A 20,905-nucleotide genomic window follows, 5' to 3' on the forward strand; every position below is an offset into this window, starting at 1 on the left:
GACCCGATCAGCGGTCGAGGTCAGGCACCGTCCGCCGCGATCAGCTCGAGCTGCGTCAACCCGACGTCGGTACCCGCCGTGAACACGAACGACGAACCGCCGCCGATGATCCGGAACACCCGGGTCTGGCCAGCCCACGAGAACTCGGCGCCGTCGACGGCCGTGACCGTCTCGCCGAGGGACACCTGCCACGAGTACGAACCCGGGGTCGCCACCGTCACGGTGTACAGCGACGCGGCGGGGCAGTCCACGTCGAACGACACCGACTCCCCCGCGGCGACCGCCGTGAGAGTCCGACCGGTGTCGTCGACCAGTGGCGACGAGCCCTCCGACGACGTCCCGACGGGCAGGACGTCCACCGGGGCGTCCCGGTAGCCGTGGACCTCGGAGGCCGACACCGGCCGCGTGTCCGATGCCCAGCCCTGCGGTTCGGACGACAGCGTGAAGACGATGTGCGACGCCGACACCACCACGTGGTGCGGGATGCTGACCGACGTCCAGGGCGAGCCGTCGACCGTCACCGACGCGACGTAGGCACCTGCGGAACCGTCGGCGACCTCGATGACGGTGGGCGTTCCTCCCGGCTGCTGCAGCACCGTCCTGCGGACCGACGGCGGCACGAGCACGTAGGTGCCCGTGGACGGCGCCAGCGGGTACAGGCCGATCGTCGCGAAGACGTACCAGGCGCTCATCTCGCCGTTGTCCTCGTCGCCGGGGTAGCCCTGGCCGAGGTCGGAGCCGACGAACAGCCGCTCGAGCGATTCGCGCACGATCCGGTGCGCGTCGTCGTGCCGACCGGTGAACATCGGGAAGAACGGGATGTGGTGCGCTGGCTGGTTGGACAGGCCGAGCATGCCCATCCGGACGTCGCGGGCCTCGGTCATCTCGTGGATGGGGAAGCCGTACGCGCCGGATCGGACGGTCGCGCCGGTCTCAGGCGTCGCGAAGAAGGCGTCGATCGTGGCGTCGAACCGGGCCGGTCCGCCGTGCAGGTCCACGATGCCGGCACCGTCGTGGGGTGCGGTGAAGGCCGTACCCCACGCGTTCGTCTCGGTGTAGTCGTCGCCCCAGTCGCGCGGGTCGAACTCGGTGCCGACCCGCCACGAGCCGTCGGGGTCGCGGCCGATGAAGAAGCCCCGCTCGGAGTCGAACACGTGCCGGTACTGCAGCGATCGACGGGCGAACCACTCCGCCTCGGCCTCGTACCGGGACAGGTCGGCGGGCGTGCCCGCCCGCGACGCGAGCAAGCCCGCCATCACCGCGAGTCCCCAGTCGTTGATGGCGGCGTCGAGGGTCCAGGACATCCCCTCGGACGTCGCGGTGTCGACGTGGCCGCGGAAGGCGCCCGGGAGGCTCCCCTTGCGTCCGACGCGCTCGTCGCGCGGCGGGACGGTCGCGTTGCGGACCGCGCTCCGGTACGCCTCGGCGAGGTCGAACCCGGTGACGCCCTTCGCCGCGAGGTCGGCGAAGACGGTGTCGCTCGTGGTGCCCGTCATGCAGTCCTCGGCGCCGGGGGCGCTCCAGCGCGGGGTCCACCCGCCGTCGTGGTGGTGCTCGACGAAGCCCTGCGCGAGCTCGCCGGCGGTCTCCGGGGTGAGGAGTCCGAGGAGCGGCCAGGCGGTGCGGTAGGTGTCCCAGAACCCGTTCGTGGTGGTGAACGATCCCTCGACGACCTCCGGCCCGGGCTCGTCGCGGATCGGGTCGGCGAGGACGGCTCCGTACGGGGAACGGTGGTGCGGCGACCCGGTCAGGGCGGCCTCGCCGGCACGGTTCGGGTAGAGGAACAGCCGGTACAGGCCGGAGTACAGGCTCACCAGCTGGTCCGGGGTGGCTCCGTCGAACGACAGGGTCGCGAGCTTCTCCGTCCAGAGCGCCTCGGCGCGGGTGCACATGGCGTCGAAGGAGCCGGCGGCGTCGAGGTTCGCGCGGGCGTCCTCGATCGAGACGGTCGAGATGCCGAGCAGGACGTCGACCGCTCCGTCGCCGTCGACGGCCAGCCAGCCGCGCAGCTCGTGCTCGCCGGTGCTGGTGTGGTCCGCGGTCACGTGCGGGATCCGGACGTGCACGTGGTGCGGCGGGGTGCCGGGGCGGTCGTCGAGCACGGCCTCGACCACGGCGGTGCCGTCGGTCACGGTCACGGAGACGTCGGAGACCCACCCGTGGTGGTCGAGCACGATGCTGCGAGTGCCGGTGAACCGGAAGCCGAGGGCGAACTCCCCCGCGGTCATCTCGGCCGTCACACCCTGGTCGAGGGCGACCCGGTACCGGTGCGGACCGTCGATCTCGTCGTCGTGGTCGAAGCCGAGCGCGCGGGCGGCTCGGTCGACGTCGGGGGTGTCGAGTGGCGACGGCATGACCTGGAACACGCCGCGGTCCCCCATCCACGGCGACGGGATGTGACTCGTCGCGAAGGCCTGGATCGCCGGGCGGACCCGCCCGTCGGCGTCGGTGCGCGCGTGCTCCTGGTACGCGTACGGCCAGCGGTTGCTCGACGCGTCGGTCATCGGCAGGCCGAAGACACCGCCGTGCGGGATGCCGACGAGCGGCGCGTTGTTGCCGCGGGAGAACCGTGACGAAGCCTGCGTGCCGCGGGTCGTGCGGACGTGGTCGAGCGGCGTGACCGGTGCCGGGCGTGCCGGGGCGATCCGGACGTCGTCGAGCCAGCCGCGCAGGGCTGGACGCTCCCCGTCGGCGTCCGACGGCTGCGTGTCGGAGCCGATCCGGGCCTCCAGTCGGTCGACGACCAGCCCCGCGAACGGCGTGAGGTCCACCGCGCGACGGTTCCACTGGTCGACCCACTGCTTGCGGGCTGCGTCCTGCGCCTCGGGCGTGAGCGCGTCGCCGTACTGGTCGCGGGTGTGTCCGCCGTGCGCGGCCGCGTGCTCGCTCAGTCGTGTGCCGTCGGTGAAGACGACGTCCACGGTGAAGGCCGTGGCGTCCCAGAAGTGCGGCAGGTCCGCCTCGGTGGGCTCGGCGGCGCCCTGCGGCAGCGTGCGTTCGGGGAACCAGACCCACGACAGTTCGTCGCCGGGTGCGACCACACGGCCAGCGGCCCCGGGGACGAGCGCCACGACGGCGCCGTCACCCGCGGGTCGTTCGACCAGCCACCCCTCCGATGATCCGAAGCCGACACCGTTCCGCGCCGCGACGGCCGTCGTCGGCCCACCGCTCCGTTGCAGTTCTCGCACGGGTCCAGCGTATTTGGTCCAGCGTCTGGACGAAAACGCTCGGCGTGTCAGCCCTTGTTCTGCCCGGGCGCGTTCTCCGAGTTGCCCGGACCGGCGTCCGCTGACGTGTCCGTCGTCGTGTCGGTCGTCGTGTCGGCTGCGCCGTCGGCCGGGTCGGCGCCGTCCTGCGGCTCCTGCACCGGGTTCGAGACCGGCGCGCTCGGCTCCGGACCGACCGACGGCTCCTGGCTGGGCTCGGCGGGCTCGCTCGGCTGTTCAGCGGGCTCGGACGGCTGCTCGGCCGGCTCGGAGGGCTGCTGCTCGGCCGGCTCGCTCGGCTGCTGCTGCTCCTGGCTCGGCTGCTGCTCCTCGCTCGGCTGCTGCTCCTCGCTGGGCTGCTGCTCCGTCGGCGCTGTCGAGTTCGTGTCCGTCGGAGCCGGTGTGCCGTCGTCGTCGCCGTTCAGTGCGAACACTGCGACCCCGATGCCGACCAGCACCAGGACGACCACGACGATCGCCGTGATGATCGGCCCCTTGCGTCGCTTCTCGCGCTTCGCCGGGTCGTCACCGGAGCCCGGACGGACGGGCGGGGCCGCGGGTGGCACGCCGCCACCGCCGGTCGGACCGCCGGTGCCGCGCTGAGCACCGAGGACGGTGGTCGACACGTCGTCCGCGGCGTTCGGCTGCTGGGCGTCCATGACGCGGGTCGCGTCGTCCGCGCCCGGCTGTCCACCCGGACGGGAGGCACCACTCGCCGGCATCACGCGGGTCGCGTCGTCCGCGTGCGCGGCCATCGGGGCCGTGGCTGCGGCTGCGGCACCGGCTGCTCCGGCCGCCGCACCGGCACCGGCTGCCGTCAGCGTGCCGGGACCGCCGGGCAGGAGCTGCGTAGCGGGCCCGGGCTCGTCGCGGCCCAGGGCGCGGAGTCGTTCGGCTGCCTCGGCCGCGCTCGGGCGCTCGGACGGGTCCTGCGCGGTCATCACGTGCAGGAGCGTGCGCCAGGCCGTCGGCAGGTGCTGGTCGATCTCCGGGCCGCGGGTGAGTCGCGCGGTCGCGGACTCGATGGCGCTGCCCGGGAACGGTGTCCCGCCGGTCAGGCACTCGAGCAGCACCAGCCCGAGCGCGTAGACGTCGGCCTTGCCGGTGATCTCCTGCGCCAGGACCTGCTCCGGCGCGAGGTACGCGGCCGTCCCCATCACGGTGCCCGTCCCCGTCACGCGGGAAGCGTCACGGAGCAGGGCGATGCCGAAGTCGGCGAGCTTGACGTGGCTGCCGTCACGCTCGAGCAGCACGTTGGCGGGCTTCACGTCGCGGTGGACGATGCCCTGGGCGTGCACGGCGCTCAATCCGTCGGCCACCTGTGCGCCGACGCGGGCGGCGGTCGTGGGGTCGAGCGGTCCTTCGCGCAGCCGAGTGGCCAGGTCGCTGCCGGGCACGAGCTCCATGACGAGGTACGAGTCCCCGTCCTCGTCGTCGAGAGCAGCGTCATACAGGGTGACGAGGGCCGGGCTGCGCAGTGTCGCGAGCGTCTGGATCTCCGACTCGGCGCGGGCGCGTTCACCGTGGTCGACCGGTCCGATGCGGAACACCTTGACGGCGACCTCGCGGCCGAGCTGCTCGTCGACCGCCCGGTACACGGACGCCATGCCACCGTGTCCGAGCGTGCCCGTGACGCGGTACCTGCCGCCGAAGACCCGTTCTTCCATGACGGGCAACCTACCGGTAGCGGCTGACGGGGCTCTGCCCTCGGGGTGGTGTGGCCGTCGAGTGAGCAGAAGACGTCGAGTGCGCGAGGCTGACCCGACGTCTTCTGCTCACTGAGCGGGGCGACCCGAGTCCGGGGTGGGCTCGGCACCGTGGCGGAGCGCCGTCAGGTACAGCCGGTGCGCCGTGATCACGAGGGCGAGCCAGGCGAGCCCCAGCGCCCACGCCGCGAGGACATCGGTGAGCCAGTGGTGCCCGAGGAACACCCGCGAGGCCCCGACCGACAGCACGAACAGGGTCCCGACGACGATCGTCCACACCCGCGTGACGACCCGCGACTGCCGCAGGAGCAACAGGTACACGATCGTGCCCACGATCACCGTCGCGTTGAGGGTGTGGCCGGACGGGAACGACGGCGAGTGCTCGTACGGCGGTACCGCGTCGGACAGCGGCGGACGCGCTCGACCGATGAGGTCCTTGCCCGCGATCGTCATGAGCAGCGAGCCGCCACTCGCCGCGACGAGCAGCACCAACGGGGTCCACGCCCGCCGCTGGATGGTGAACCCGACCAGGAACCCGAGGGCGACGATGGGCATGCCGATCGTGCCCGCGATGTCGGTCCACCACGTGACCAGGCGATCCCCCACGGGCGACCGGAGGGTGAGCGCCCAGTCGAGCACCGGACGGTCGAGCACGGCGACGTCGTCGGCTTCGCGGACGGCGTCGTAGACCTCGGAGGCGAGCCAGGTCGCGACGACGGCGATGCCGATCCCGACGGCCAGCGTGAGCAGCAGGAGCGGCATCGCGCCGTACCGGTGGCCGAGGGTGGTCCACCCCTGCGCGGTCGCCCGGCCCGCGCGGGTGCGCCAGCGGGTGAGGTCGACCTCGCCGACGGTGCGGTCGGCGGCGTCCCCGCGTTCGGTGTCCATCCCTCCAGCCTGCCCGAAGCGCCCGGGAACCGCCGAGGCCGCGACTACTGCCTGCTCGCCCGGCGAGACCGCTGGAGGATGACGAGCCCGATCGTCACACCGAGCGCGGTCATGAACGGGGTCATGAACCACGCGATGACGATCGGGACGGCCCGCTCCGCCGGCGCCTCGACGTGGAGCATCAACGACAGGGCGACGATCGGCAACGCGATCGTGGCCACCCAGGAGACCACCACCAGCACCGTGAGCAGTACGGCGGCACCCCGGTGGTCTGACCTTCGGTACGGAGTCGTCACGACACCATGCAACCAGGTACCGGTCAGTCCTTCGCCTCGGAGTACGCCCCCACCACCGCGACGGACAGCGGGAACGTCACCGGGAAGTCCTGGAACAGCAAGCGTCCGGCGTCGACCGCGGCTTCGCGAATCTGCGTCGCCACCCAGTCGGCGTGCTCCTCCGGCGCGTGCACCACGATCTCGTCGTGCACGAAGAACACCAAGTGCGGGCCGTCCGTCACGGCCCCGGGGAACCGCGCGGTGAGCCGGGAGCGCAACGACCCCATCCACGCGAGCGCCCACTCGGCCGCGGTCCCCTGCACCACGAAGTTCCGGGTGAACCGCCCCCAGCTCCGCGCCCGTGACTCGACGGCGCGCTGCATCGCCGGGGTCCCCTCGACCGTGTAGGCCTGGTTCCTGGCCTCGAACCACGTCGACTCCGGCACGGGCGACGTCCGACCGAGCAACGTCGTGACGGCTTCGCCCCGCTCCCCCGCGCGTGCGGCGCGTTCGACCAGGTCGAGCGCGCGCGGGAACGCCCGCACCAGGCGCGGGACGAGCCGTCCGCCCTCGCCCTGGGTGGCGCCGTACATCGCGCCGAGCATGGCCACCTTCGCCTGCTGCCGGGTCTCGACGGCGCCCGAGGCCACGACGCCGTCGTACAGATCGCGTCCGTCGCCGGCGGAGGCCATCGCGCGGTCACCGGCCATCGCGGCGAGCACGCGCGGCTCCAGCTGCGCAGCGTCGGCCACGACGAGCCTCCAGCCGGGGTCGGCGATGACGGCCCCGCGGATGCCCTTCGGCAGCTGCATCGCTCCCCCGCCGTCGGCCGCCCAGCGTCCGGTCACGACGCCGCCGACCACGTACTTCGGGTGGAACCGGCCGTCGCGCACCCAGTCGTCGAGCCACGTCCAGCCGTTCGCCGTCAGGAGCCGCGCGAGTCGCTTGTACTCGAGCAGCGGTTCGATGACGGGGTGCTCGATCTCCTGCAGCTCCCACTTGCGGGTGCTCGTCACCATGAGCCCGGCGCGGCGCAACGACCGCAGGACGTCGGCCGGTGAGTCCGGGTTGAGCGTCGGTTCGTCGAGGCGCTCGCGGACGACGGTGGCGATCTCCTCGAGCCGGCGCGGCCGCACGCCGTACGGGACGCGCGGTCCGAGCGTCTCCTCGAGCAAGCGTTCGTGCACGTCGGCACGCCACGGCAGCCCTGCGTGCAGCATCTCCGCCGCGACGAGGGCTCCGGCAGACTCCGCCGTCGTCAGCAGGCGGAGGGCACCGGGCGACGTCGACGTCGCGACCGCCGCGAGCTGGGCCCGGAACTCGGCGACCGGGTCGACGTCGTCGTCCGGCACCGAAGCGGTGAACAGGGCGTCGTCGAAGAGCTGGGCCTGCGTCGGCCGGACGACCCGGGCCTCCGCCACCGGAGCGTCGAGCGCGTCCGCCGGTGCCGCCGCGAGTGCGGAGCCACGCGCGGCCAGCGCTGCGCGGAGGATCCGTCGGCACAACCGCAGGTCGACGCAGCGCCCCACGCGTCCGCCGGCGGCGAGCACGGCCGGGTACCAGCGCGCGGTGTCGTCCCACACCCAGCGCACGCTCGGTGCGTCGTGCGCCGCGACGAAGGCCGGGAGGCCCGACTCGTCCACGCGCATCGGCTCACCGTCAGCGGTCCCCGAGTCGGTCAGGGGCGTCGCGAGGACGCCACCGTCGACGCGGCGGAGGACGAGGTGCACGGAACGATCATGCCGTGCCCCACCGTCACCGGCTGACGGGGTGACGGTTCAGGCGCGCTTCGGACCGCCGGGGCGCACGGCTGCGGTGTCGGCGACGTCGATGCGGACGTCGCCGTCCTCGGCGCGGGACACCTCGACCCGGGGGTCGGCGTCGTGCGCGTCGGACCCGGACATGCGTCGGAAGGTGTCCTGGCGTCGTTCCTCGAACGTCATGTCCACGCCGTCGTCGAGGTGGTCGTGGTCGGGCTTCGTCATGCGCTGCACGGTACGCGCTGCCTGCTGCGCGCGATCAGACGACGGGTGCGGTGCCGGTCCGTTCGGTCCAGTGCGCGCCCGCCGCCCACCGGTCGAGCACCGCCCGGGGCAGTCGACCGGACGCGTTCGAGGCCCGCGCGGTGGCCAGCGGCACGCCGAACACGAACTTCGCCACGCTCTCGTCACCCTCGGCGGCGTCGTGCGGGCCGGGTGGCGCGAGGCGGAACCGTCGCGCGAAGCGCACCAGGTTCGCGTCGGGACCGAGCACCGTGGCCAGACCGGGATCGAGGATCCACGAGCGGCACTGCCACCGGTCGGCGGCGAGCGCCGGTGCGAGGGCGCGCAGGACCTCCGGCGCGCGGGAGAAGGACCGGTCGCAGGTGTCCGGATCGAGCGGCCCGGTCTCCGGGACGTGGACGCCCCAGGCCGGCTGGCCGTCGGGCAGGTGGTCGCCGAGTTCGTACTGGAGGCGCCCCACGGCCACCACGCGACCGGTCGCCACCGCGACGAGCCAGTCCACCCCCGTGCCACGCAGACCGTACCGGTCGAGTTTCCGGTCGACGTCCGCCACGGACGCCTCGGCCACGCTGCGCGGGAGCCCCCGCGCCTCGAGCGCCGCAGCGTTGCCGGGCACGGCCGCGCGGAACGCGGCGACCAGCAGGGCGTCCCGCTGGGCGGGCTCCGCGTCGACGACAGTGGCGGCCAGTGCGGCCGCCACCGTGGCGGAGTCGTCCGGCGACCCCACGGCGGCGGCGAGGACCGCGACGGACGCGGGACGGGCCTCCTGGCCGGGGGTGTCGGCGGTCACTTCAGACCGGACGAGGCGAGCCCGTCCATCACCCGCCGCTGCAGGACGATGAACATGATGAGCACCGGGGCCATGGCCATCAGGCTCGCGGCCATGAGCACCGGGTAGTCGATCGTCCGGTCGCTCGACAGCGTCGCGAGTCCTGCGGCGAGGGGCATGTCCTCGGCACGAGTCGAGACGACGAGCGGCCAGAGCAGCTCGTTCCACGACCACAGCACCGTCGTGATCGCGAGCACGCTGATCGAGGGACGGGCGAGCGGCAGCATGATCCGCCAGAACGTCTGGAACGGGTTCGCGCCGTCCATGCGCGCAGCCTCTTCGAGCTCGGGCGGCATGTTCAGGAACGCCGTCCGCATCAGGAAGGTGCCGAACGCGCTGAACAGGCCCGGCGCGACGATCCCCATCAGGGTGTCGAGCCATCCGAGCCCCTGCACGATCTGGTACTGCGAGATCAGGTAGACCTGCGACGGCACGAGCAGGATCGACAGCACGATCGCGAGCAGGATCGCCCGGCCGCGGAACCGCATGCGGGCGAAGGCGTAGCCGGCGAGCGTGCAGAGCACGATCTGCGCGAGGGTGCGGATGATCGTGACGTACACGGACGTGCCGAGCTGGCTGAGGAACGGCAGACGCTCGAACACCTGCGCGTAGTTCTGCCACTGCAGCTCTCCCGGCCAGAACGTCGGGGTGACGGACTGCACCTGGGCGTTCGTGGACAGCGACATGATGATCTGCCAGACGAACGGGAACGCCATCGCGAAGCCGCCGACGCCGAGGACGACGTGGATCCACCAGTGACTGCCGCCGCGACGACCGGGCCGGCGTGCTGCCCGTGGCGGTGTGACGGTTGCGGTCATGCCTGCACCCACTTCCGTTGGACACGGAACTGCACGAGCGTGACGATGCCGATGAGCAGGAAGATCACCATGGCGATCGCGGCCGCGAAGCCCTTGTCGTTGTCGATGAACCCGGCGCTGTAGAAGTAGAAGACGAGCGACATCGTCTTCGGGATCACCGGGTTGGTGCTGCCGAGGATGGCGTAGAGCAGGTCGAACAGCTGGAAGCTCGAGATCGTCGTGACGATGACCACGAAGAAGATGCTCGGGCTGAGCAGCGGGACCGTGACGGAGCGGAACTGCCGCCAGCGGCTCGCGCCGTCGAGCTCGGCCGCCTCGTACAGCTCCGGTGGGATGTCCTTGAGGCCTGCGCCGAGGATGATCATCGAGAACCCGAGGGACGACCACAGGCCGACGAAGCTCACCGCGACGAGCGCGAACCCGGGCGTCGAGATCCAGTACGGACCGTCGATGCCGAACAGTCCGATGAACCAGTTCACGATGCCGTAGTCGCCGTTGAACATGATGCGCCAGACGAGGGCGATCGCGGCCGGCATGGCGACGTAGGGCAGGAAGAAGAGTACCCGGTAGAACTGCGCGAACCGCAGGCCCGGGGTGTTCAGCAGGCTGGCGAGCCACACCGCGATCGGGATCCCGGCCAGCACGATGACCGTGTAGACGATCGTGTTGAGCAGCGACTGGTACAGCTGCGGGTCACCGGCGAGCCGGACGTAGTTCGCGACGCCGCTGAACGTCGCACCGCCGAACACGCCCCAGCTGGTGAAGGAGTACCAGAACGTCTGGATGATCGGCCAGATGTAGAACGTGCCGACGCCGATGAGCAGCGGCAGGACGAACAGCCACGGCCACCAGCCGTCGGTCCGTCGGGGTGCGCGCTTGCCGCCGGCCGTCGGGCCGGGGGCGCCCCGCCCGGACGAACGCGTCGTCCGGGCGGGGGTGGAGGCGGCCTGCGGCCGCTCGGTGTTGATCGTCATCGGCTCGGGACTCACTGTTCCTTGGCGAGGGCGGCGTCCATCTTCTGCGCGAGCTGCTTCGCGACGTCGTCGACCGGGGTCGAACCGTCGAAGGCGTTCGGCAGGAGGTTGGTCTCGAGGGTGTTCCACGCGGCGGTGTTCTTCGACACCGGCAGGGGCTTGGCGTAGTCGACGGCGTCGAGGAACACCTGCAGGTCGGCGTCCGGCATCGTCTTCGTGAAGGCGGACTGCGTGCCCTCGTAGGCCGGGATGACGGCGCCCATGTCGCCCTGCTGCTGCTGGGCGGTCTTGCCGGCGAGGTAGACCTGGAGCGCCTGCGCCGCGGCCTTGTTCTTGCTCGCCTCGGACACGACGTTCGAGACACCGTGGATGACGGTCGCCTGCTCCTTGCCCTTCGGCAGGGGGTACACGACGATGTCCTTCTCCATCGCGGTGCCGGTCAGGGCCGAGCGGAACCAGCTGCCGCCCTGGTACATCGCGAGCTTGCCCGACGTGAACCACTGGTCGGCGGTGGTGTCGGTGAGCTGCTTCATCGACGGCGAAGCGCCCGAGTCGATCAGGTCCGTCCAGAACTGCAGACCCGCTTCCGATGCCTTCGAGGCGTACTCGGACTTCGTGCCGTCCGCGTTCACGACCGATCCCCCGGCCTGGAAGATCGTGTCGTAGTAGGTCGTCTGGCCGTCCATGCCGCCGGCCGCGCCGTACGCGCCGTCGGCCTTGAGCTTCTCGCTGAGCTCGGCGCCGGTCTTCTGGAAGTCGTCCCAGGTCCAGTCCTTCGACGGCAGGTCCATGCCGGCCTTCTCGAACAGGGCCTTGTTGACCCAGACGCCGATGGTGTCGAAGTCCTTCGGCACGCCGTACTGGGTGTCGTCGTACGTGTACAGGTCGTTCAGCGCGCTCGAGTACTTCGCGGGGTCGATGTCGCCGGCCTTGACCTCGCCGGTGATCGGCGCGAGCTTGCCGTTGGCCGCGTACAGCTGGAAGTTGGGGCCGTTCATCCAGAACAGGTCGGGCAGCGTGTTGCTCGAGCCCTGGGTCTGCAGCTTCGTCCAGTAGTTGGCGAACGGCGTGACGTCGACGCTGACCTTGATGTCCGGGTACTCCTCGTTGAAGCCCTTGAGGTTGGCCTTGATCGCCTTGACCTGGTTCTCGTCCCAGACGGCGTACGTCAGGTTCGCCTTGGTGTCCTTCGCGGCGGCGGTGTAGTCGCCGCCGGAGCTCGACGCCCCGGAGGACGTGGAGCACCCGGCGAGGAGTGCGGCCGCGCCGAGGGCGGCGACGGCGCCGACGAGGATCCGGCGGACGCCGGTTCCTCGGGCGGGGATGTGTGCGGTCATCGGGAGGTCCTTTCGCACGGCCGTCAGGAACCGACGGTCTGGGCGGGGTGGGTGGGGTGCGGAGCGGGTCGTGTGGAGGGTGTGGCGGGCCGGCTGAAGTGCGCGATCGTCTCGGCCGGCAGCGGCGGGACGTCGATGGGGACGGAACCGGTGCGCAGCGAACGGGTCGCCAGGGCACCGGCGGCGACCGCGGCGCGCGCCGCGATCGGGGACAGCTCCGTCGGTTCGCCGAGGGCGACGGACCGCAGGAACTCGGTCATGGTGATCAGATCGGCATCGGCGTGACCGTCCTCGACGCCGTCGATCGGGTACTCGCGGTCCCCCGCGGTGTCCCAGCCACGACGGTGCGTCCAGACCTTCACGACGCCACCGCCGGTGTCGCCGATGTTCTCGAGGCGACCCTCGGTGCCGATGACCGTGTAGTTCCGCCAGTAGTCCGGGGTGAAGTGGCACTGCTCGTAGCTGGCCTGCACGCCGTTGTCGAGCGTCATCATCACCATCGAGACGTCCTCGACGTCGACGACCGGGTTCAGCCCGGTCTGGGCGAGTGGCGGCCAGTTGTCGTGGGAGAACCAGTCCCCCATCAGCTCGCCGCTGCGGTCCCGTCGGTCGGTGACGTCGCCGTAGACCGACAGTGACCCCATGCCCACGACGCGGCTGGTGTCCCCGCCGCCGAGTGCGTGGATGACGTCCAGGTCGTGACTGGCCTTCTGCAGGAGCAGGGAGTTGACGTTCGCGCGGTCGGCGTGCCAGTCCTTGAAGTAGTAGTCCCCGCCGTTGCCGACGAAGTGGCGGCACCAGACGGCCTTGACCTCGCCGATCTCGCCGCGGTCGACGATCTCGCGCATCAGGCGGACGACGGCCGCGTGGCGGAAGTTGTGGCCGACGTAGAGCGAGGTACCCGTCTCGGCGGCGGTGTTGAGGACCGCGTCGGCGTCCTCGACCGTGATGGCGAGGGGCTTCTCGAGGTAGACGGCGATGCCCGCGCGGAGCAGGTCGATCGCGATCTCGGCGTGTGTCCAGTCCGGGGTGGTCACGATCGCAGCGTCGACCTGGTCGGTGAGGTCCCGGTGGTGCTCGACCACCAGCGCATGGGGGTACTCGACCCGCCCGCGCTCGCGGCCCGCTGCGGTGATGTCCGCCACGGCGACGACCTGCGCCTGCAGTGCCGGGTCCGCGGCGACCGCTTCGGCGACGTGCCGTGCGATGGCGGACCGCTGGCCCATCCCGATCACCGCGACGCGGAGGATCCCGTTGTCAACGCCCATGCTCATCTCGCTCCCTTGCGTGATTGTGACGCCCATGATGCCGAATCGATCATGAATGCACAATAGGCGCTCACGGATCGCTCATGGGTCCACGACGGGAGGGTTTTACACGATCGAAACGTCGCGCCCCGGATCCGGGCGCTCGTCCGTCGGCTCAGTCGGCGACGACGAGCTCCACGCCGGCGCTGGCGAGGTCGGCTGCGAAGGCCGGCGGGACGGGCTGGTCGGTGACCAGGACGTCGATGCGGTCCAACGGGCAGATCCTGGCGAACGTCGACCGCTCGATCTTGGTCGAGTCGGCGACCACGATGACCCGTCGGCCGACCGAGGCGAAGTGCCGGCTGACCTCGGCCTCGCCCTCGTGCATGGTCGTGGCGCCGTACTGCCCGGTGAGCCCGTCCACCCCGAGGACCACGAGATCGAGCGCGAACTCGTCGAGGGTGTCGCGGACGAGCGGGCCGACGAGCTCGTACGACTGCCGCCGCGCCACCCCGCCGGTGACCACGATCTTGACGTTGGCGCGGACGGACAGCTCGTACCCGACGTTGAGCGCGTTCGTCACGATGGTGATCCCGAACTCACCGTCGGCACGGATGAACCGCTCGCTCTTGCCGAGTTCCCGCGCGACCTCGGTCGTGGTGGTCCCACCGTTCAGCCCGACGGTCTCGCCCGGCTGCACCAGTCGCGCGGCGGCACGGGCGATGGCGGTCTTCGCCTCGGCCTGGCGCGCGATCTTGTACTGCAGGGGCAGTTCGTAGCCGGCCCCGAGCGCCGCGGCTCCGCCGTGCGTGCGCGTGACGAGCCGCTGGTCGGCGAGCGTCGTGAGGTCGCGTCGGGCCGTGGCGGCCGAGATCCCCAGCAGCTCGCCGATCTCGGCGATCGACACGTTGCCGCGTTCGCTCACCAGTTCGAGCAGGGCGTTCAGCCGCTGTTGGGGGGTCATGACGGCCATCCTACGGTGCCATCGCGACTGCTCGGTGATCGGAATTGACGCTTTGGTCTTCCATCGCGCACGATCGCTCGCTACGCTTCCTGATCATCGATCACCCGGATCGAACCGGACCGGAAGGCTCCCATGACCGACACCTTCGTGAGCGCCGAACTGGCCTCCCAGCCGGAGACCTGGCGCGCCGCCGCAGCACTCCTGCCGACCTTCTCGGACGCGCTCCCCCAGCCCGGTGAACGCGTCGCCGTGATCGGCTGCGGCACGAGCTGGTTCATCGCGATGAGCTACGCCGTCGCCCGTGAGCAGGCCGGCCTCGGGGTCACCGACGCCTTCGCCGGCTCCGAGTACCCCGCATCGCGCGAGTACGACCGTGTGCTCACCATCAGCCGCTCGGGCACGACGACCGAGATCGTCGACCTGCTGCAGGCCCTGCCGTCGCAGCGCACCGTCCTGATCACGGCCGTCGCGGACAGTCCCGCCGCGGCCGTCGCCGACGACGTGGTCGCACTGCCCTTCGCCGACGAGCGCTCCGTCGTGCAGACGCGGTTCGCCACCACGGCGCTCGCCCTGCTGCGCGCGTCGATCGGCGACGACGTCGAGGCCCTCGCCGCCCAGGCCGAGATCGCGCTGACCCTGCCGATCGACGACCTGCTCGACGCCGAGCAGGTCTCCTTCGTGGGCCGCGGTGCCGCCGTCGGCCTGACGTTCGAGGCCGCACTGAAGACACGGGAGGCCGCGCAGTTCTGGGCAGAGTCCTACCCGGCGATGGACTACCGACACGGGCCGATCGCCATCGCGCAGCCCGGCCGGCTCGTCTGGTCGCTCGGTGCCGCACCGCAGGGGCTGGCCGACGAGGTCGCCGCCACCGGTGCGCGCTTCGTGCAGCACGACCTCGACCCGATCGCCGGCCTCGTCGTCGTGCACCGGTTCGCCGTCGCCCTGGCCGAGGGTCGTGGGCTGGACCCGGACAACCCCCGCTCGCTGACGCGGTCGGTCATCCTCACCTGATGGCGGGCGCAGGCACGGTGCTCGGGGTCGACGTCGGCGGCACGGGCACCAAGGCCCGGCTGACCGACGCCGACGGACTCGTCCTGGACGAGACCCGGGTCCCGACGCCGCGCGACGATCCGTGGGGGCTCCGACTGGCGGTGGCCGTCGCCGACCTGGCAGTGCGGGCACTCGACCACGGTCGGCTCGACGCCGTCGGGCTCGTCACCCCGGGTGTCGTCGACGAAGCCCTCGGCACCGTCGTCCTCGCGGTGAACCTCGGCTGGCGGGACGTGCCGGTCCGCGACCTCGTGCGGGCCGAGCTCGTCCGACGCGGTGTCGACGTCCCGATCGCCTTCGGCCACGACGTCCGTGCCGGCGCCCTCGCCGAGACCCACACCGGTGACCCGGCGCTGTCCCGCGGATCGGTCGCGTTCGTACCCGTCGGCACCGGCCTGGCCAGCGCGCTGGTCGTCGACGGTCGGGTCGTGTCCGGGGGCGGATGGGCGGGGGAGATCGGCCAGGTGCTGATCCCGTCCGGACCGCACGCTGGGCGCCGGGTCGAGGAGATCGCATCGGCCGGGGGAGTCGCACGCCGCTCCGGGTCGGCATCAGCGCACGCAGCCATGCTCCGGGTGCGCGACGGCGACCCCGTGGCGACCGCCGTCTGGGACGACTGCGTCGCCGTGCTCGCGGACGCCCTCGCCTGGACGACCGCGGTCGCCGGCTGCCACACCGTCATCGTCGGCGGGGGACTCGCCGAGTCCGGCCCACTGCTGTTCGGGCCGCTCCGCACGGCGGTTGCCGAGCGGCTCGTCGGGGTCCGCGCACCGGAGATCCTGCCGGCCGCCCACGGCGACGCCGCCGGAGCCATCGGCGCGGGCCTGCTCGCACGGCGGGTACTCGAGAACGGGGTGCTGCTGTGACCACGCTCGTCCGTGCGCCACGCATCGTGACCGCCGCCCACGACCTGCACGACGGGTGGCTCGTCCTCGGCGACGACGCCACCGTGCTCGCGGTCGGTGCCGGCACACCGCCGCGCGCGGACTCCGCGGTCACCGTCGAGGGCACCGTCGTGCCGGGCTTCGTCGACCCGCACGCCCACGGCGCACTCAGCCACGACTTCGCGACGTGTTCCGCCGCGGACGCCCGAGCGGCGGCCGCGCACCACCGGTCACGGGGGACCACGACCCTCGTCGCCTCGATCGCGACCGGGCGTCCCGACGACACCGTCGCAGCCCTCACGCGCCTGCGACCGCTCACCTCGGACGGCACGCTGGCTGGCCTGCACCTCGAAGGGCCGTGGTTGTCCCCGGCCCGCCGCGGAGCCCACCGGGTGGACCTGCTCCACGCCCCGGACCCGCTCGAGGTCGACGCGTACCTGGCGGCCGCCGACGGAGCGCTGCGGGTCGTGACACTCGCCCCTGAGCTCCCCGGTGCCCTCGACACCGTGGCGCGGTTCGTCGCCGCCGGGGTCGTCGTGGCGATCGGGCACACCGACGCCACCGCCGAGCAGACCCGCCGGGCGATCGACGCCGGTGCCACGCTCGTCACGCACCTGTTCAACGGCATGCCACCGCTCCACCACCGCGCACCGGGGCCGGTCGGGGTCGCCCTGACCGACGACCGCGTGCTGCTCGAGTGCATCGTCGACGGACACCACCTCGACCCGACCACGATCGGGCTCGTCCAGCGGAGCGCCCCTGGCCGCCTGGTGCTCGTGTCCGATGCGATGTCGGCGACGGGCTGCCCCGACGGTGACCACACCATCGCCGGGTCCGCGGTCTCGGTCCGCGGCGGTGTCGCGATGCTCGCCGACGGGTCGTCGTTGGCGGGCAGCACGATCACCGTCGCCGACGCGGTCCGTGGGCTGCTGACGAGCGGGGTCGCGGTGCCCGAGGTCGTCGCCGCCTCTGCCACACGTGCGGCTCGGCTGCTCGGTCGGCCGGCGCCGCTCACGGTCGGCGCACCCGCCGATCTCCTCGTGCTCGACCCCGACACCGGTGCGGTGCGGAACCCCCTGCGGACGGCGGTGGTCTCGTGATCGTCGTCGTCACCCCGAACCCGGCCGTCGACGTCACGTACCGGGTCGCCGAACAGCGCATCGGCGAGACCCAGCGGGTCCTCGACGTCGCACGGCACCCGGGTGGCAAGGGCCTGAACGTCGGTCGGGTCCTGGCGGCGACGGGTGTCGCGACGCACGCCGTCCTGCCCCTCGGGGAGACGCCCGGCCGCTGGGTGTCGGACGCGCTCGACGACCTCGGCCTCGGCCACACCGACGTCGTGGTGTCCGGCACGACCCGCACGACCGTCACCGTGGTCGACGACGTCGCCCACCCGACGATGTTCGGTGAGCCCGGCCCGGTGCTCACCGGCACCGAGTGGGACGCCGTCGCCGCAGCGGTCGACGGACTGCTCGGCCGCGCCGACGCCACCGGCCTCGTGGTGTCCGGTTCGCTGCCCGGCGGTGCCGCACCCGACGTCGTCGCGCGCTGGGTCGCCACGGCCCACGAGCACGGCGTCCTGAGCGTCGTGGACTGCTCCGGTGCCGCACTGCTGGCGGCGGCGAGCGCCGGTGCCATCGTCTGCAAGCCCAACCGCGAAGAGCTGCTCGAGGCCACGGGCGCCGCGGACGAACGCACCGCCGCCCTCCGGCTGCTGGAACGCGGTGCGGGCGTCGTCGTGGTCTCCCGCGGTGCGCACGGCATCGCCGCCCACACCACGGACCACGTGCTCGAGGTCCCAGCGGTGCCCGGCGTCTCGGGCAACCCGACCGGGGCGGGCGACGCAGCGACCGCCGGTCTGGTCGGTGCCCTGGTCCGCTCGGGTCACCAGCAGGGCACCGGTGCCCCGTTCACCGACGACACCCTGCTCCGAGCGCTCCGGTCCGCCGCCGCCCACGGCGCCGCCGCCGTCCTGCGCCCGGTCGCCGGCGAGGTCGACCCCGCCGACGTCCACCGCTTCCTGACCCACCCCGACCGAACGAGGACCCCAGCATGATCACCGACCTCGCCCTGACGGGCCTGCTCGACACCGCCCGCACGGCACACCGCGGCGTGGGCGCGTTCAACGTCGTGCTGCTCGAGCACGCCGAGGCCATCGTCACCGGGGCCGAGCGGGCCGGACTGCCCGTCATCCTGCAGATCAGCGAGAACTGCGTCCGGTACCACGGCGGGCTCGCGCCGATCACGACCGCGACCCAGGCGATCGCCCGGGCCGCCGACGTCGACGTCCTGGTCCACCTCGACCACATCGAGGACCCGGACCTCGTCGCAGCCGGCATCGACCTGGGCGTGGACTCCGTCATGTACGACGGCTCGCACCTGGACTTCGCGGCGAACGTCGCCGCCACCCGTGCCCTCGCGGTCCGGTGTCACGCCGCCGGCGTCGCCATCGAGGCCGAGCTCGGCGAGGTGGGCGGCAAGGACGGCGTGCACGCTCCGGGTGTCCGCACCGACCCCACCGATGCCGCCGCGTTCGTGGCCGACACCGGGGTGGACGCCCTGGCCGTCGCCGTCGGGACCTCGCACGCGATGCAGACCCGCGAAGCCTCGGTCGACCGCGACCTGGTGGAACGCCTGCGTGCCGCGGTCCCGGTCCCGCTGGTCCTGCACGGTTCGTCGGGGCTGTCCGACGACGAACTGCGGGGCGCGGTGCAGGCCGGCATGACGAAGATCAACATCTCGACGCACCTGAACGGCCTGTTCACCCGTGCCCTGCGCACCGTGCTCGACGAGCGGCCCGACCTGGTCGACCCCCGGAAGTACGTGTCGGCGGGGCGCGAAGCGATCTCCACCGAGACCGCCCGGCTGCTGACGCTCCTGCACGGCTGAGCGGTGGCGGCCCGGGCAGCCGCCGTGGTCAGCAGAGCGGGACGTTCACCGCGAGCCCGCCCATCGCGGTCTCCTTGTACTTCGTCGACATGTCCGCCCCGGTCTGCCGCATCGTCTCGACGACCTGGTCGAGCGACACGTGGTGCACGCCGTCGCCACGCAGGGCCATCCGTGCGGCGTTGATCGCCTTGTTCGCCGCGATCGCGTTCCGCTCGATGCACGGGATCTGCACCAGGCCACCGATCGGGTCGCAGGTGAGCCCGAGGTTGTGCTCCATCGCGATCTCCGCGGCGTTCTCGACCTGTTCCGGGGTGCCCCCGAGGACCTCGGCGAATCCGGCGGCAGCCATCGACGCGGCCGAGCCGACCTCGCCCTGGCAACCGACCTCGGCACCGGAGATCGATGCGCGCTCCTTGTAGATCGACCCGACGGCGCCGGCTGTGAGCAGGAATCGCACGACGGCGTCGTCCCGGTCGGCAGCGGTGATCGCGGGGACGTAGGTGAGCGCGTAGTACAGCACCGCGGGGATGATGCCGGCGGCGCCGTTGGTGGGTGCGGTGACGACCCGGCCGCCGGTGGCGTTCTCCTCGTTCACCGCCATGGCGACGAGGTTCACCCACTCCATGGCGAACAGCGGGTCGTGGTGGGGGTCCTCGCGGGTGAGCTGCTCGTGCCACGTGGCTGCACGACGCCGGACATCGAGTCCGCCGGGCAGGCATCCGTCACGGCGGACGGAGCGGTCGACGCACGAGTCCATGACGGCGTGGATGTCGAGCAGCCCGGAGCGGACGTCGGCGTCGGTGCGGGTGACCGACTCGTTGGCGAGCGCCACTCCGCTGATCGGCAGACCGGAGGCAGCGCAGGCGGCCAGCAGCTCGGCGCCGCTGGAGAACGGGTACGGGACACGGTCGTCGACCGGGATCGCCGCCCCCGCGACCACGGCACCGTCGTCCACGGCACCGCCGTCCTCGCCGTCGCCGTCGCTGTCGCGAGCGATGAAGCCGCCGCCGATCGAGTAGTACGTCTCGTCGGCCAGGTCGGCACCGGCTCCGTCACGGGCTCGCAGCCGCATGGCGTTCGGGTGCCGGGGCAGCATGGTCAGGGGGTGCAGCACGATGTCGGCGAGCCGGAACGGCACGGTCGCCCCACCCTCGAGCCGGAGCAGGCCGTCGCGTTCGAGGGTGTCGAGCGCCGCGGACATCGCGTCCGGGTCGACGGTCTCGGGGTGGGACCCCATCAGGCCGGCGACCACGGCGCCGAGGGTGCCGTGGCCCTGTCCCGTCGACGCCAGTGAGCCGTACAGGTCGACGGCGACGGAGGCGACGGGCAGCCCGGCGACCAGGGACGCGAACTCGGCGCCGGCCCGCATCGGCCCGACGGTGTGCGAGCTCGAGGGACCGACACCCACGCTGAACAGATCGAAGACGGAGACCGGCACGCCGCCACACTAACCCGTCCGGACGGACCGGGCTCAGCCCCGTCCGGACGGACCGGGTCTCGAGCTGGCCGCGCCGAGTCTCGGGCTGAGCGACAGATCACGGACTCACGAGCGCGAGAACTGTCGCTCACCGCGAAACTCGGGCCCCCGGGATCAGCGGCGGGTGTTGCCCTCCGCCGGCACCACGAACCACAGGACGACGTAGGCGATCCACAGCGGCCCGGGGAACAGGCTCAGGATCACCCAGCCGATGCGGACGAGGGTGCGGGACAGGCCGAAGCGATCGGCGAGGCCGGCGCAGACACCGGCGAGGATGCGGCCGTTGCGGGGACGGGAGAGTGTGCTCATGGGGACGACGCTACGCACCAGCGACGAGCCAGGGCATCCGGGCAGTACC

Annotated in this window: 19 protein-coding genes; 5 read left to right on the plus strand and 14 right to left on the minus strand. The window is 72.2% G+C overall.

Annotation, left to right across the window (positions count from 1 at the left end):
• Nucleotides 1-20: 20 nt before the first annotated feature.
• The 12 genes from HQQ88_RS06595 to HQQ88_RS06650 all read right to left on the minus strand — a co-directional run bounded on the left by HQQ88_RS06595 (nt 21) and on the right by HQQ88_RS06650 (nt 14,247).
• Complete coding sequence (locus HQQ88_RS06595) at nt 21-3,188, minus strand: GH92 family glycosyl hydrolase (RefSeq protein WP_367916989.1); 3,168 nt, start codon at nt 3,186-3,188, stop codon at nt 21-23.
• Nucleotides 3,189-3,235: 47 nt separating this feature from the next.
• On the minus strand, nt 3,236-4,873 hold the full coding sequence (locus HQQ88_RS06600) for a serine/threonine-protein kinase (RefSeq protein WP_173168983.1): 1,638 nt from the start codon (nt 4,871-4,873) through the stop codon (nt 3,236-3,238).
• 108 nt (nt 4,874-4,981) lie between these two features.
• Entirely contained in the window at nt 4,982-5,800 is an 819-nt protein-coding gene (locus HQQ88_RS06605; protein WP_173168984.1) for a phosphatase PAP2 family protein, read from the minus strand.
• Nucleotides 5,801-5,844: 44 nt separating this feature from the next.
• Nucleotides 5,845-6,096, minus strand: coding sequence for a hypothetical protein (locus HQQ88_RS06610; RefSeq protein WP_173168985.1), 252 nt, complete (start codon nt 6,094-6,096; stop codon nt 5,845-5,847).
• Between the two features lie 23 nt (nt 6,097-6,119).
• A complete protein-coding gene (locus tag HQQ88_RS06615; protein ID WP_173168986.1) occupies nt 6,120-7,805 on the minus strand; it encodes a bifunctional 3'-5' exonuclease/DNA polymerase in 1,686 nt (561 codons plus the stop codon).
• Nucleotides 7,806-7,853: 48 nt separating this feature from the next.
• Nucleotides 7,854-8,060 carry a hypothetical protein gene (locus HQQ88_RS06620; protein ID WP_111083557.1) on the minus strand — a complete coding sequence of 69 codons (207 nt, stop codon included), beginning with the start codon at nt 8,058-8,060 and terminating at the stop codon, nt 7,854-7,856.
• Between the two features lie 34 nt (nt 8,061-8,094).
• On the minus strand, nt 8,095-8,868 hold the full coding sequence (locus tag HQQ88_RS06625) for a hypothetical protein (protein ID WP_173168987.1): 774 nt from the start codon (nt 8,866-8,868) through the stop codon (nt 8,095-8,097).
• Nucleotides 8,865-9,725, minus strand: coding sequence for a carbohydrate ABC transporter permease (locus HQQ88_RS06630; RefSeq protein WP_165901014.1), 861 nt, complete (start codon nt 9,723-9,725; stop codon nt 8,865-8,867). Before HQQ88_RS06630 ends, HQQ88_RS06625 begins: the two co-directional genes overlap by 4 nt.
• Nucleotides 9,722-10,699 (minus strand): carbohydrate ABC transporter permease, encoded by a 978-nt coding sequence (locus HQQ88_RS06635; protein ID WP_111083559.1) that lies wholly within the window; start codon nt 10,697-10,699, stop codon nt 9,722-9,724. The genes HQQ88_RS06630 and HQQ88_RS06635 overlap by 4 nt, the downstream gene beginning before the upstream one ends.
• 11 nt (nt 10,700-10,710) lie before the next feature.
• A complete protein-coding gene (locus HQQ88_RS06640; RefSeq protein WP_123339407.1) occupies nt 10,711-12,036 on the minus strand; it encodes a sugar ABC transporter substrate-binding protein in 1,326 nt (441 codons plus the stop codon).
• Nucleotides 12,037-12,059: 23 nt separating this feature from the next.
• Entirely contained in the window at nt 12,060-13,310 is a 1,251-nt protein-coding gene (locus HQQ88_RS06645; RefSeq protein WP_123293031.1) for a Gfo/Idh/MocA family protein, read from the minus strand.
• A gap of 148 nt (nt 13,311-13,458) precedes the next feature.
• Nucleotides 13,459-14,247 (minus strand): DeoR/GlpR family DNA-binding transcription regulator, encoded by a 789-nt coding sequence (locus HQQ88_RS06650; RefSeq protein ID WP_165901013.1) that lies wholly within the window; start codon nt 14,245-14,247, stop codon nt 13,459-13,461.
• A 132-nt stretch (nt 14,248-14,379) separates the two neighbouring features.
• Between HQQ88_RS06650 and HQQ88_RS06655 the strand changes: the two genes are divergently transcribed.
• The 5 genes from HQQ88_RS06655 to HQQ88_RS06675 are packed head-to-tail and all read left to right on the plus strand — an operon-like array spanning nt 14,380 to nt 19,070.
• The gene (locus HQQ88_RS06655; protein ID WP_123293030.1) at nt 14,380-15,258 is read left to right on the plus strand and encodes an SIS domain-containing protein; all 879 of its coding nucleotides are present in this window, start codon (nt 14,380-14,382) and stop codon (nt 15,256-15,258) included.
• The gene (locus HQQ88_RS06660) at nt 15,258-16,163 is read left to right on the plus strand and encodes an ROK family protein (RefSeq protein ID WP_173168988.1); all 906 of its coding nucleotides are present in this window, start codon (nt 15,258-15,260) and stop codon (nt 16,161-16,163) included. The genes HQQ88_RS06655 and HQQ88_RS06660 overlap by 1 nt, the downstream gene beginning before the upstream one ends.
• Nucleotides 16,160-17,281, plus strand: a complete 1,122-nt coding sequence (gene nagA, locus HQQ88_RS06665; protein WP_131845886.1) for an N-acetylglucosamine-6-phosphate deacetylase — start codon at nt 16,160-16,162, stop codon at nt 17,279-17,281. Before HQQ88_RS06660 ends, nagA begins: the two co-directional genes overlap by 4 nt.
• Nucleotides 17,278-18,237, plus strand: coding sequence for a 1-phosphofructokinase family hexose kinase (locus HQQ88_RS06670; RefSeq protein ID WP_131845885.1), 960 nt, complete (start codon nt 17,278-17,280; stop codon nt 18,235-18,237). The genes nagA and HQQ88_RS06670 overlap by 4 nt, the downstream gene beginning before the upstream one ends.
• Nucleotides 18,234-19,070 carry a class II fructose-bisphosphate aldolase gene (locus HQQ88_RS06675; RefSeq protein WP_173168989.1) on the plus strand — a complete coding sequence of 279 codons (837 nt, stop codon included), beginning with the start codon at nt 18,234-18,236 and terminating at the stop codon, nt 19,068-19,070. Before HQQ88_RS06670 ends, HQQ88_RS06675 begins: the two co-directional genes overlap by 4 nt.
• 28 nt (nt 19,071-19,098) lie before the next feature.
• On the opposite strand, the gene HQQ88_RS06680 is transcribed toward HQQ88_RS06675, so the two are convergent.
• Entirely contained in the window at nt 19,099-20,508 is a 1,410-nt protein-coding gene (locus tag HQQ88_RS06680) for an L-serine ammonia-lyase (protein WP_173168990.1), read from the minus strand.
• 153 nt (nt 20,509-20,661) lie between these two features.
• Nucleotides 20,662-20,856: a PspC domain-containing protein gene (locus HQQ88_RS06685; RefSeq protein ID WP_111083567.1), complete on the minus strand. Its 195-nt coding sequence runs from the start codon at nt 20,854-20,856 to the stop codon at nt 20,662-20,664.
• Nucleotides 20,857-20,905: the final 49 nt, after the last annotated feature.

The sequence above is a fragment of the Curtobacterium sp. VKM Ac-2861 genome (assembly GCF_013204965.1).
Lineage (GTDB): Bacteria > Actinomycetota > Actinomycetes > Actinomycetales > Microbacteriaceae > Curtobacterium.

Bases quoted from the DNA above. Each gene is read 5' to 3' on its own strand.
- HQQ88_RS06655 (WP_123293030.1), top strand. From the start codon at position 14,380: ATGACCGACACCTTCGTGAGCGCCGAACTGGCCTCCCAGCCGGAGACC.
- HQQ88_RS06645 (WP_123293031.1), bottom strand. From the start codon at position 13,310: ATGAGCATGGGCGTTGACAACGGGATCCTCCGCGTCGCGGTGATCGGG.
- HQQ88_RS06650 (WP_165901013.1), bottom strand. From the start codon at position 14,247: ATGACCCCCCAACAGCGGCTGAACGCCCTGCTCGAACTGGTGAGCGAA.
- HQQ88_RS06640 (WP_123339407.1), bottom strand. From the start codon at position 12,036: ATGACCGCACACATCCCCGCCCGAGGAACCGGCGTCCGCCGGATCCTC.
- HQQ88_RS06635 (WP_111083559.1), bottom strand. From the start codon at position 10,699: ATGACGATCAACACCGAGCGGCCGCAGGCCGCCTCCACCCCCGCCCGG.
- HQQ88_RS06605 (WP_173168984.1), bottom strand. From the start codon at position 5,800: ATGGACACCGAACGCGGGGACGCCGCCGACCGCACCGTCGGCGAGGTC.
- HQQ88_RS06660 (WP_173168988.1), top strand. From the start codon at position 15,258: ATGGCGGGCGCAGGCACGGTGCTCGGGGTCGACGTCGGCGGCACGGGC.
- HQQ88_RS06675 (WP_173168989.1), top strand. From the start codon at position 18,234: ATGATCACCGACCTCGCCCTGACGGGCCTGCTCGACACCGCCCGCACG.
- HQQ88_RS06600 (WP_173168983.1), bottom strand. From the start codon at position 4,873: ATGGAAGAACGGGTCTTCGGCGGCAGGTACCGCGTCACGGGCACGCTC.
- HQQ88_RS06620 (WP_111083557.1), bottom strand. From the start codon at position 8,060: ATGACGAAGCCCGACCACGACCACCTCGACGACGGCGTGGACATGACG.
- HQQ88_RS06630 (WP_165901014.1), bottom strand. From the start codon at position 9,725: ATGACCGCAACCGTCACACCGCCACGGGCAGCACGCCGGCCCGGTCGT.
- HQQ88_RS06685 (WP_111083567.1), bottom strand. From the start codon at position 20,856: ATGAGCACACTCTCCCGTCCCCGCAACGGCCGCATCCTCGCCGGTGTC.